Below are 12,485 nucleotides of genomic sequence, written 5' to 3' on the forward strand. Positions count from 1 at the left end.
AGATGTCACAACATAGCTGGGGTGCTTACGCCCAACGTAATACAGATGATCATCCACCAGCGTATACACCAGGTTATAAAACAAGTGTATTACGTTCGCCAAAAAATGCATTGATCTCAATTAATGAGACTTTAACTGAAGTTACTGCACCGCATTTTTCTTCAAATCTGTTTGGCCCAAAAGATAACGATTTGATTTTGAACTATGCCAAAGATGGTTTGCCAATTGGTGAGCGTGTCATTGTTCATGGCTATGTTCGTGACCAATTTGGTCGTCCTGTAAAAAATGCACTTCTAGAAGTATGGCAGGCTAACGCTTCTGGTCGTTACCGGCATCCAAACGACAAGTTTATTGGTGCAATGGACCCTAACTTTGGTGGTTGTGGTCGTACCTTAACTGATGAAAACGGTTTTTATATTTTCCGTACGATTAAACCGGGTCCGTACCCATGGCGTAACCGCATTAATGAATGGCGTCCTGCACATATTCATTTCTCTTTAATTGCTGATGGTTGGGCTCAGCGCCTAATTTCGCAGTTTTATTTTGAAGGCGATACGCTCATTGACACTTGCCCAATCTTAAAAACGATTCCTTCTGAAGATCAACGTCGTGCCTTGATTGCACTAGAAGATAAAAACAACTTTATCGAAGCTGATAGCCGTTGTTACCGTTTTGACATCACTTTACGTGGCCGTCGAGCGACTTACTTCGAAAACGAATTGACTTAATCGGGAGCACTAGCATGAATAACTGGAATTTTCAGGAACTAAAAGAAACTCCATCTCAAACAGGTGGTCCTTACGTTCACATTGGTTTATTGCCACAACAAGCAAATATTGAAGTGTTTGAAAACAACTTTAATAACCAGTTAGTACAAGACCAAACCAAAGGCGAGCGTATTCGTCTTGAAGGTCAAGTGTTTGACGGATTAGGTTTACCGCTACGCGATGTGCTGATTGAAATTTGGCAGGCTGATGCAAATGGTATTTACCCAAGTCAGGCAGATACACGTGAGCAAAAAGCTGATCCAGCATTTCAAGGTTGGGGCCGTACAGGTGCGGACTTTGAAACGGGTGTTTGGAGCTTTAATACAATTAAGCCAGGTGCGACAGCAGGTCGCAAAGGTTCAACTCAAGCACCTCATATTGCATTAGTCATTTTCGCTCGTGGTATTAACTTGGGTCTTCATACACGAGTTTATTTTGACGATGAAGCTGAAGCAAATGCTAACGATCCAATTCTAAATAGCATTGAATGGGCACCACGTCGCCAAACACTTATTGCAAAACGTTTTGAAGAAAATGGTGAAGTTGTTTACCGCTTTGATATTCGTATTCAAGGTGATGACGAAACTGTATTTTTTGATATTTAAGAAACACCTAAGGCTACACCTGATTATTCAAGGATGCGTGTAGCCTTTTTAAGGATGAACGATATGAACATGAAAACATTATTAAGCCTAAGTTTGCTTGCACTCCCATTTTTTACTGCACAGGTGAATGCTGAACCTGTTGCTTTAGCCGCTCAAACACAACCTGTCGCTACAGCCGTTAAAACGATTGTTCCGATTACCGCAAAAACCAAAGAACAAGCTTTGGCACAAGCTCAGGTCATTGCAAATACAGCAGATGCTGATTTGGCAGAGTTTCGTATCGATTTACTCAGTTTTGCGAGTGATACAAAACAAGTGATTGCCTTGGGTCATGAGTTAAAAAAGATTTTAGGCAATAAGCCAATGATCGCCACAATTCGTACCAAAAACGAAGGTGGCCAGCTTGAAATTAGTGATGTGGATTATGGTAAGACTTATCAGGCTTACTTAAAGAATCCGTTCATGGACTGGTTAGATGTTGAAATGTTCCGTGATCAAAAAGTAGTTTTAGACATTGTTCAAAAAGCACATCAAAAGAAAGTGCTCGTTGTCATGTCTAATCATGACTTCCAAAAAACACCAAGCCAAGATGAAATTGAAAAACGCTTATTAAAACAAGATCAAATGGGTGCAGATATTCTCAAAATTGCCGTAATGCCAAAATCTAAACAAGATGTTTTCACTTTAATGAACGCAACTTTAAAGGTAAGCCAGCAAACCACTAAACCTTTATTGACGATGTCAATGGGGCAATTAGGTACGATTTCTCGTGTTGCGACTGCCAATATGGGCGGAAGTTATAGCTTTGGCATGATTGGTCAGGCTTCTGCACCGGGTCAAATTGATGTGACCAAGCTCAAACAGATTTTACAAACCGTTCAACCAACAAACCCATAAATCATAAGGATATGATGAAATGACTACATTACGTTTAACTACTCTTGCATTAGGTTTGATGGTTTCAGGAGTAGCGGCAGCACAAACTTATGTTGTTGATCGTTATCAAGACGATAGCAATAAAGGCTCTTTACGCTGGGCCATTGAACAAGCCAATGCAAACCAAAGCGAAGCTAGCGACATTTTGATTCAAGCAGTAGGCAAAGCGCCTTATGCGATTAAATTAAATAGTGCACTTCCTGAAATTAAAGTACCTGTCAAAATTATTGGTACACAGTGGGATAAAACTGGTGAATACATCGCAATTGATGGTTCAAATTATATTAAAGGCGAAGGTGCAAAAGCTTGTCCCGGTGCAAACCCTGAGCAGTACGGCACTAATGTACGTACTATGACTTTACCGGGGTTGGTACTACGTGACGTCAACAATGTCACTTTAAAAGGTTTAGACATTCATCGCTTCTGTATTGGTGTTTTGGTTAACCGTTCAAGCAATAACCTCATCCAACATAACCGTATTAGCAATAACTACGGTGGTGCTGGTGTCATGCTTACTGGTGATGATGGGCAAGGTAACCCAACGGCAACCACGACCAATAACAATAAAGTTTTAGACAACATCTTCCAAGATAATGGCGATGGTTTAGAACTAACCCGCGGTGCTGCTTTTAACCTGATTGCAAATAACCATTTTGTTTCAACTAAAGCAAACCCAGAGCCATCACAAGGTATTGAAATTTTGTGGGGTAATGACAATGCCGTAGTCGGTAATAAATTCGAAAACTATTCGGATGGCTTACAGATTAACTGGGGTAAGCGTAACTATATTGCCTACAACGAAATGACCAATAACTCGATTGGTTTTAACATGACTGGCGATGGCAACATTCTCGATAGCAACAGAGTGCATGGTAACCGTATTGGTGTCGCGATTCGTTCGGAAAAAGATGCAAATGCAAAAATTACATTGACTAAAAACCTGATTTGGGACAATGGTAAAGATATTAAGCGCTGTGAAGCGGGTGGTTCATGTGTACCGAATCAGCGTTTAGGTGCAATTGTATTTGGTGTACCTGCACTTGAGCATGAAGGATTCGTAGGTTCTCGTGGTGGTGGTGTGGTTGTTGATCCATCTAAACAACAAAAAACATGTACTCAACCAAATGAACAAGGCTGTAATGCTCAACCTAATCAGGGCATTAAAGCGCCGAAGTTAACTGCGAATAAGGGTTCAGTTGCGGTAGAAGTTAATGGTTTACCAAATCAACGTTACCAAGTTGAATTTTTTGGTAATCAAAATGCGGCATCAAAAGAAGCTGAGCAATATTTAGGGGCAATAACAGTTGCTACAGATGCACAAGGAATTGCAAAAGCGAATTGGAAGCCAACTATAAAAGTTGCCTCAATTACAGCGAATATCACTGATCGTTTTGGTGCAACTTCTGAGCTTGGTTTTACAAGTGTTAAATAACAATAAGGAAAGCGCCTCAAACTGAGGCGCAGCATAGAAATATAGAAATGATAAAAGGGACTTAAGATGCCGAATTTAATGAAACTGAGTGTATTAACAATCGCTGTATTAGGCAGCCAATTTGCGCTTGCGAATGAGCCGTGGTCACAAGACCGTCAATGGTTGCTTGGCGACTGGAATGGAAAACGCCAGCAATTAGAGCAGCAGGGCTATAAATTTACAGCTTCTATTATGAGCCAAAGTGCTACAAATTTAGATGGTGGTTACAACGACAGCAATACTTTTAAAAATGCTGCACAACTTTCTTTAGGTGCAAACCTAGATTTAGAAAAAATTGCTGGATGGAAAGATACAACAGCGAGTCTAGTCGTAACCAAACGTGACGGAAATGCGCTTACTTTGGAGCGTATTAAAGACCCACGTTCTAGCCAATTGGGCAATGCTCAAGAAATTTATGGTCGCGGTAAAATCTGGCGTTTATCTCAAGCATGGGTGAAGAAGGGTTTCATCGATAATACTGTACAGGTCAAATTTGGTCGTATGGGAATGTCAGAGGATTTTAATAGTTCTCAATGTGAGTTTCAGAACTTATTGCTTTGTGGTGGGCAGTTAGGAAAATCAATTGGTTCAATTTGGTATAACTCACCAGTTGGTATTTGGGGTACAAACGTTAAATATCAGTTTGCACCTGAATGGACTTTGGGATTGGGTGTGTATGAAGTAAATCCAGAAAACATTAAAACCGAATCAAATAGTGATGGTTTTAATCTGGATATGAACAATGTGAAGGGCGCAACCATACCGGTTGAGCTGGCATGGAAACCAAAACTTGCTGCCTTTAATGGCTTGCCGGGTGAATATAAAGTAGGTGCACTGTATTCAACCGCAGAAGCAAATGATGTTAAAACTGCGGGTAAAGTTCATGACGGAAAACAAAGCTTCTGGATTAATGCACAGCAACAACTGACGAATAATGGCGAAGATCCGAAACGCGGTTTATATGTAACTTTTAATGGCGTTGTAAATGATAAAGCAACGACTTTTGTTCAAAGTACTCAACAACTTGCACTTTTGTATAAAGGACCATTTGACAGCCGTCCAAATGATTCGATTGGTTTTGGTATCGCTAATTATGTCGTTAATGACCGTGCTAAAGATAAACAGATCGCAACAAATGAAAGTCGTGGATATTACAGCTATGATCCGATTGCATCTGACTATATTCCAATTCAAGACGACGAGCTAAACGTCGAGTTGAACTATACCTATCAATGGTCTCGGGCCGTCATGTTACGTCCAAACATTCAATATATTCATCAACCTGCTGGTGTAAAAGAGGTTGATGATGCTTGGGTGGCTGGTCTTAGTGTGAAAGTCAATTTTTAACAATATTGATGGCTGGTTAGACATAGTTTAACTGGCCCCAAATGCTTGAACTATTCGGGTTCAGTATATGTGGAGTAGGATCTATGTCTGAGTCAGATTCTAAGTTTCATATCTTATTCAAAATATGGTGTTTTATATTAGGTCTAGTTTTATTGGCTACTGGTGTTTTTTACATCGTAGGTGGTGGAAAACTAGTATCACTCGGCGGTTCTTGGTATTTCCTTATCTCAGGACTGTTTATAACCATTTCGGCAATTAGTATTTTCCGTAAAAAAGCACTGGGTGTCTGGATTTTTGCGGCTGTTTTTGTTGGTACCGTAATTTGGTCATTTGTTGATGCTGGATGGGAATTCTGGCCGTTATTTTCGCGCTTAATGTTTCCTGCTGGTCTTTTTGCTGCCTTGCTATTTACTTTGCCTTCAATTCGACGTTACCAATTTCAAACGAGCTTGGCATCTTCATCCTATGCGGTAGGAGGATTAGTTGTTGTAGGTATGTTGATTGCGCTCTATCAAATGTTCCAACCGCATCCAACAGTAGCAAGTTCAGGTGAAAAACTACCTTTAGTGCCAGTTGACCCATCTAAAAAACAGGTAAATTGGGAAAATTATGGTAATGATGCAGGTGGTAGCCGCTTTGTTGCTCTCGATCAAATTAACCGAGATAACGTTCATAAGCTAAAAGAAGCATGGCGCTTTAGAACAGGTGATTTTACAACGGGTAGCGGTAATGGTGCTGAAGACCAAATGACCCCGCTACAAGTTGGAAATAAAGTGTTTTTATGTACACCACATAACAACATTTTTGCGATAGATGCTGACTCAGGTAAACAGCTCTGGAAAGCTGAAGTGAACTCTAAAGCCGATGCGTGGGAGCGTTGCCGTGGTGTTGCATACTTTGATTCAACAAAAGCACTTGTACAACCAACATTAGCTGGCGCAACTCCGGTAACTACTGTTGCGGGTAACACAACATGTCCACGCCGTGTATATACCAATACACCAGATGCTCGTTTAATTGCAGTCAATGCAGATACTGGTGAGCGTTGTGCTGACTTTGGGGTGAATGGAACGGTTAATCTACTCGAAGGCTTAGGCGATGGAACAAAAGCTCCACGTTTTGAAGTGACTTCTGCACCAACTATTGCGGGTACAACTATTGTAGTGGGTAGCCGTATTGCTGATAACGTAGCAGCGGATATGCCGGGTGGTGTAATCCGTGGTTATGACGTGATTACAGGTAAACTCCGCTGGGCATTTGACCCACGTAATCCTGATCCTAACCATGTTCTAAAACCGGGCGAAACTTATAAACGTAGTTCGGCAAACTCTTGGGCCGCCATGTCGTATGACCCACAAATGAATACAGTGTTCTTACCTATGGGGAGTTCATCTGTTGATATTTGGGGTGGTAACCGTAATCCGTTAGATCATAAGTACAACACTTCTGTTTTAGCACTTGATGCAACAACAGGTAAAGAGAAGTGGGTATATCAAACTGTTCATAACGATTTATGGGACTTTGACTTACCAATGCAACCAAGTCTAGTCGACTTCCCATTAAAAGATGGTACGACTAAACCGGCTGTTGTGATTGGAACCAAATCAGGCCAATTCTTTGTTCTTGATCGTGTAACGGGTAAACCGCTAACTAAAGTGATTGAACAGCCAGTTAAACCTGCCAATATTCCGGGTGAACAATACAGCTTAACTCAACCTCGTTCAGTTGAAATGCCTCAAATTGGTAATCAGACTTTAACTGAGTCGGATATGTGGGGTGCAACGCCGTTCGATCAACTGATGTGTCGTATTAACTTCAAGTCAATGCGTTACGAAGGCCTATTTACTGCACCGGGTACTGATGTATCATTAAGCTTCCCAGGTTCTTTAGGTGGCATGAACTGGGGTAGTATTGCTTTTGACCCGACACATCGTTACATGTTCGTAAACGATATGCGTCTTGGTTTATGGGTTCAACTCATTAAACAAACACCTGAAGACATTAAGATTCAGGCGAATGGTGGCGAAAAAGTAAATACAGGTATGGGTGCTGTACCAATGAAAGGTACACCATATAAAGTGAATAAAAACCGCTTTATGTCTGCTTTAAGTATTCCTTGTCAAAAACCACCATTTGGTACCATGACAGCAATTGACATGAAAACTCGTCAGGTTGCATGGCAAGTACCACTTGGCACAGTTGAAGACACTGGACCACTTGGTATTAAGATGGGCTTGAAAGCACCAATCGGTATGCCAACAATTGGCGGGCCGATGGCAACTCAAGGTGGCTTGGTTTTCTTTGCTGCAACACAAGATTACTACTTACGTGCATTTGATTCATCTACAGGTAAGGAACTGTGGAAATCACGCATGCCAGTAGGTAGCCAAGGAACACCAATAAGCTATGTTTCACCTAAAACAGGTAAACAGTATGTGGTTGTTACCGCAGGTGGAGCACGTCAATCACCTGATCATGGTGATTATGTGATCGCTTATAGTTTAGAGCCATAATTAAATGGGGCAGAAGAGAAAATTCTCTTTTGCCTTTATTTTTAATATATTTTTTATATAAATAAATGTAAGTAGATTCTATACTTTCAATAAGATATCTTTACCAAGTAGTAAAAAAATGCTTGATGTTGTTGCTAAACTTAAAATATTCTACTAGCGATTTCATCCTGAACGCTAGGTATAGTCTAATGATTGACCATTTTCTTATAATGTTTTACCTATAAATAAAAACTTAACTTTTATTAAGTTTTGTTTAACTTAAGATTGTGAATTTTAATTAGAAATAAACATTATTAGGTTTTTAATCTTAAAAATTAGGTTTTTTTTGTAGGAAAAACGAGCATAAATATATATTTATATTATATTTATATAATTTATTAGGTTGAGCTAGAATGATCGACGCAGATTATTACTATCCAGTAATAATTTGTATTTCAGGAATTTAAGCTCTTATTAGCTTAAGGCTCATCGAAAGATGGGCCTTTTTTTATGGGGGAAACAAAATGATTTTTTAATTCTGCTCAATAGCCTAAGCAAAATTAAAAGTTAAATAATGAATAAAGTCACAAAAAATAGTCTTTAATGACAAGAAGTGTATGATTTGATAAATTAAAGCCACTTGATAATAATAGGTGATGTAATGAAATTTTTGGTTCTTGCAACTTTATCTGGTTTAGCTTTGATGGGTTGTGCTTCTGTTCAGCAAGCACCGAATACACAAGAAACCATTCGTTATGCTTCTAGCCCATGCTTTGGTGCATGTCCGATTTATTCTGTAGAAGTAACACCTACCGGTTTAATTCGCTTTGAAGGTAAGCAATATACAAAAGCAATTGGTGTTAAAGAAATACAAGGTAGCGTAAAAGATTATCAAAAACTTGCAAAGGATTTAAAAACTTATCGTCCTCAAACAGGAACTCAATCAAAAACTGCAGGTTGCCAGCAAACAGCGACTGATATGTCTAGCTATTACATTTCATGGATTCAACCAAATGGTACAGAGACTAAATTAAGTCATTACACAGGTTGTATTTCTCCAGCAAATACTAGATTGAATAAAGTCATGGAAAAATTACCTGAACAATTAGGCATTAAAGATCTAATTTAATAATAAAAGCCCCAAAATCTTGGGGCTTTTTCTTGTTAAGAATATTTATAGACTTAAGAGTTTTATTTTAAGTATTTCTAAAGGAATAAGCGTATAATACATATTATAAAAACATATATTGTTTGGATAAGTACATGTCAAATATTGTTTATGCCTTCTTAGGTGGTTTACTACTGGGCATCGCAACAGTCGGTTATTTATATATAAATGGTCGCATAGCTGGAATTAGTGGTTTGCTTGCTCAAGTCATCAATCCTACTAAAGATACCCTTAGGAGTTCGGCATTCTGGTTTATTGCGGGACTCGTGATTACACCTTTCATATATGGCTATTTTTTTCAACCTGAAATTGAAATTAAAGCTAATACATTTGCACTTATTTTAGCAGGTGTACTTGTAGGCTTTGGAACACGGTTAGGGGCGGGTTGTACAAGCGGTCATGGTATTTGTGGTATGAGCAGGCTCTCAAAACGCTCGATGATAGCGACGGCAGTTTTTATGTTTGCTGGCATGTTAACGGTTTATATCATTCGTCATGTTTTGGGGTAATGTCATGAAAAATATTTTGGCTTTTATATTTGGTAGTTTGTTCTCTTTAGGTTTAATGATTTCTGGTATGTCTAATCCAGAAAAGGTGTTAGGTTTTTTAGATATTTTTGGGCAGTGGGATATTAGCTTAATGTTTGTAATGTTAGGTGCTATTGCTGTAGCATTTATTCCATTTCAAAAGGCTATAAAAAGTCCTAAAACACTCTTTAATGAACAAATTCAATTACCAACAAATACACAGATTGACCAAAGGTTAATTGTGGGCGCTTTTATTTTCGGGATAGGCTGGGGAATAGCTGGAATATGTCCAGCGCCAGCTTTAACGCTTATTGGGTTAGGACATTTTGAAGCGCTTTATTTTATTGTGGCCATGTTATTAGGAATGTTTATTTACCGAGTCTTAAATAAAGGAAATTAAACCTATGCAACAACCTCTAGTAAAAGATTTTTTTGATGAAAACACCAATACTTTTAGCTATGTTGTTGCAGATTTAGCGACTCGTCAATGCGCAATTATTGATAGTGTGCTTGACTACGACGCAGCTTCAGCAACTACAAAAACAACCAATGCTGATCTGATTATCGATTATGTCTTGGCACAAAACTTTAAAGTGCAATGGATTTTAGAAACTCACGTCCACGCCGACCATATGACTGCTGCCCAATATTTAAAATCTAAATTGGGTGGTGATATTGCAATTAGCCAGAAGATTTCAATCGTACAAGAAACATTTTCCGCTATTTATAATTTTGATTTTAAGAAATTCAATGAAAATCAACCTTTTGATTATTTATTTGAAGATCATGAACATTTCAAAATAGGGGATATAGAAGCCTATAACATTCCTACACCAGGGCATACACCCGCTTGCTTGAGCTATGTGATTGCCGATGCTGTTTTTGTAGGTGATACTTTATTTATGCCCGATTATGGCTCAGCGAGATGCGATTTTCCTAAAGGAAGTGCGGCTGCACTTTATGATTCAGTACAAAAGCTTTATACACTTCCTGACAACATGCGCATGTTTTTATGTCATGACTATAAGCCCGAAGGTCGTGATGAATATGTCTGTCAAACAGATATTAGAACTCAAAAGCAAAGCAATATTCATTTAAATCGACGCGTTTCCAAAGAATCATTCATAAAAATGCGCCAAGAACGAGATGCAACTCTGGCAATGCCAAAATTAATTTTGCCTTCAATTCAAATCAATATGAATGGTGGGAATTTTCCAGAACCAGAATCAAACGGCATTCGTTATTTGAAAATTCCTTTTAACTACTTCTAAAAATAGCCTAAGCATTTATTTTGGATATTTTCATGTTCTAAATAGCCTAAGTAGGATTTAAAGAACTTGTCTTAAGTCCCGCGAAGTCTCTTGCAATAAAGGCAAAATGTGTTGAACTAAATATTCTTCGGTTGTTTTCATGGTCGGAGAGACAATATTTAAAGCTGCAACAACTTTAAAGTCTTGTCCATAAATGGGTACGGCAAGCGCATGAACGCCTAATTCGTGTTCTTCACGTGAATAACACCAGTCTTGTTCTCGAATCTCTTGTAGTAACTCTAAAAATTTATCATTTTCAACATGTGTATATTTGGTTAGACGTTGAAGAGGATATTTTTGGAGCCAATCTAATTGTTCTTCTTGGCTTAAATGTGCCAGTAAAATTTTACCCGCCGATGTCGCGTGAGCAGGTAAGCGGTTACCCAAATGCAAGCCATATGGATTTACACGATCGGTTTGTTGGTGGGCAGCACTACGAGCAATGGTAATGGCTTCATAACCATCAAGTACCATCACTGAATAAATAAGTGAAGTTTGGTTAGTTAACAGATTTAATAAAGGCTGAGACACTTTTGGAAGCTGAGCTGCGCCCAAATAAGCTCCTGAAAATTTAAGAACTTTCGGAGTTAAATAGTAATAGTGGCCATCTGACTCAAGATAACCTAAATATTCTAAAGTTAATAAATGACGTCTTGCTGCCGCTCGGGTGAGTCCGGTTTTTTCAGCAGCCATAGAAATGTTTAAACGATGTTGATTACTACTAAAGCTATCTAAAATCGCCATACCTTTACCAATACCAGCAATGTAATCTTCATGACGAATCGTTTTTTTGTTGTCCTGATTCTGGATTATCCGTTCATCTTTACTCATTACTGATCCTTGTACGATAGAAGCTTAGTAGATCAATTTACTTTACTGAAAAAGTTTAATAATTTCATGTCGCAGAAATTGATGTCTTAAATTATCCCTTAAATCTTCGTGCCAAAACATACCCATTTTAATATTGGTTATCTCAAAAGGCAGAGAATGTAAGCAAATTTCAGGACTATAAGACAAATGCTGCAAAATCATTCGGGGCATAGTGAGTATTGCGTCGGCTTGAGCTCCTAAAACTTGTAATGCCGTTGAATAGTTTTGACAGCGCATAAATACATTTCTAGAGATTTTTTGGTGTTGGTTTAAATAAATATCTTCAAGTAAAGCGCCCGTACGGCGTGACGAAACACCAATGTGCCGACCACTGATATAACTAGCTAAATCGACTTCTTTAAGTTGGCTGCAAATGACAAACTCATCTGTTACCAAATGATCAAAGGTAATTTTGGGTGATAAGTATTGTTCTAGGTCAATCACGAAATCGAGCTGCTGTGTCGCCAAGTCCGCCATAATATGTTTTCGATCTAGCTTCATACTGACAAACTGCAAATCTAAATTAAGATTTTGAAAATGTTGAGCTAGTCTTGGAAGAATAATCGGCTCTATTTCATCATGCACGGCGATTTTTAAGTTTTTTAAGCTTGTTGGATCGAACACATGCTTCTGCTGGCTAATATTTTGAATGGTTAAAAGTGCTTGCTTCACAATTGGGTAAATCTGCTCGGCAAAAGGAGTAGCAGACATTTTATTGCCTACTCGTATAAATACATCATCTTCAAGTTGCTGGCGTAAACGCTGCAAAGCATGACTTGCTGCTGACTGCGTAATATTGAGACTACTTGCAGCATTCGAAATACTTTTTTGCTCATAAATTGCGATAAAAAGCGGATATAAGTTGATATCAATTCGGTGAAAAAAACTTAGGTCTAGACCATGTAAGTTATGAATATTATTCATGAGATGTTATTTAATAAAATCATTTCATTCATATTAAGTTTCAAGTTATGTTGATGTAAAGACAAGAT

12 protein-coding genes are annotated in these 12,485 nt (G+C 38.5%); 10 read left to right on the plus strand and 2 right to left on the minus strand.

Annotated features, from left to right (window positions below):
- Positions 1 to 2: 2 nt before the first annotated feature.
- The 10 genes from pcaH to MKX14_RS03840 all read left to right on the plus strand — a co-directional run bounded on the left by pcaH (position 3) and on the right by MKX14_RS03840 (position 10,584).
- Positions 3 to 728, plus strand: coding sequence for a protocatechuate 3,4-dioxygenase subunit beta (pcaH, locus tag MKX14_RS03795; protein ID WP_000077913.1), 726 nt, complete (start codon positions 3 to 5; stop codon positions 726 to 728).
- A 14-nt stretch (positions 729 to 742) separates the two neighbouring features.
- Positions 743 to 1,372 (plus strand): protocatechuate 3,4-dioxygenase subunit alpha, encoded by a 630-nt coding sequence (pcaG, locus tag MKX14_RS03800; RefSeq protein WP_002121089.1) that lies wholly within the window; start codon positions 743 to 745, stop codon positions 1,370 to 1,372.
- Between the two features lie 69 nt (positions 1,373 to 1,441).
- Positions 1,442 to 2,269: a type I 3-dehydroquinate dehydratase gene (gene aroD, locus MKX14_RS03805; RefSeq protein WP_240282013.1), complete on the plus strand. Its 828-nt coding sequence runs from the start codon at positions 1,442 to 1,444 to the stop codon at positions 2,267 to 2,269.
- A 19-nt stretch (positions 2,270 to 2,288) separates the two neighbouring features.
- A complete protein-coding gene (quiC, locus tag MKX14_RS03810; RefSeq protein ID WP_240281790.1) occupies positions 2,289 to 3,740 on the plus strand; it encodes a right-handed parallel beta-helix repeat-containing protein in 1,452 nt (483 codons plus the stop codon).
- Between the two features lie 66 nt (positions 3,741 to 3,806).
- The gene (gene quiX, locus MKX14_RS03815; protein WP_240281791.1) at positions 3,807 to 5,126 is read left to right on the plus strand and encodes a carbohydrate porin; all 1,320 of its coding nucleotides are present in this window, start codon (positions 3,807 to 3,809) and stop codon (positions 5,124 to 5,126) included.
- 83 nt (positions 5,127 to 5,209) lie between these two features.
- Entirely contained in the window at positions 5,210 to 7,639 is a 2,430-nt protein-coding gene (quiA, locus tag MKX14_RS03820) for a glucose/quinate/shikimate family membrane-bound PQQ-dependent dehydrogenase (protein WP_240281792.1), read from the plus strand.
- Between the two features lie 649 nt (positions 7,640 to 8,288).
- Positions 8,289 to 8,747, plus strand: coding sequence for a DUF6438 domain-containing protein (locus MKX14_RS03825; RefSeq protein ID WP_108011677.1), 459 nt, complete (start codon positions 8,289 to 8,291; stop codon positions 8,745 to 8,747).
- A gap of 134 nt (positions 8,748 to 8,881) precedes the next feature.
- A complete protein-coding gene (locus tag MKX14_RS03830; RefSeq protein WP_240281793.1) occupies positions 8,882 to 9,295 on the plus strand; it encodes a YeeE/YedE family protein in 414 nt (137 codons plus the stop codon).
- Between the two features lie 4 nt (positions 9,296 to 9,299).
- A complete protein-coding gene (locus tag MKX14_RS03835; protein ID WP_240281794.1) occupies positions 9,300 to 9,713 on the plus strand; it encodes a YeeE/YedE family protein in 414 nt (137 codons plus the stop codon).
- A 4-nt stretch (positions 9,714 to 9,717) separates the two neighbouring features.
- Positions 9,718 to 10,584 carry an MBL fold metallo-hydrolase gene (locus tag MKX14_RS03840; RefSeq protein ID WP_240281795.1) on the plus strand — a complete coding sequence of 289 codons (867 nt, stop codon included), beginning with the start codon at positions 9,718 to 9,720 and terminating at the stop codon, positions 10,582 to 10,584.
- A 57-nt stretch (positions 10,585 to 10,641) separates the two neighbouring features.
- Here MKX14_RS03840 and pcaU read toward each other — a convergent pair whose 3' ends face one another.
- Positions 10,642 to 11,454: an IclR family transcriptional regulator PcaU gene (gene pcaU, locus MKX14_RS03845; protein WP_000030964.1), complete on the minus strand. Its 813-nt coding sequence runs from the start codon at positions 11,452 to 11,454 to the stop codon at positions 10,642 to 10,644.
- 42 nt (positions 11,455 to 11,496) lie between these two features.
- Complete coding sequence (gene leuO, locus MKX14_RS03850) at positions 11,497 to 12,417, minus strand: LysR family transcriptional regulator (RefSeq protein WP_240281796.1); 921 nt, start codon at positions 12,415 to 12,417, stop codon at positions 11,497 to 11,499.
- Between the last annotated feature and the right edge of the window lie 68 nt (positions 12,418 to 12,485).

The sequence above is a fragment of the Acinetobacter pittii genome, assembly GCF_022449185.1.
Taxonomy (GTDB): domain Bacteria; phylum Pseudomonadota; class Gammaproteobacteria; order Pseudomonadales; family Moraxellaceae; genus Acinetobacter; species Acinetobacter pittii_I.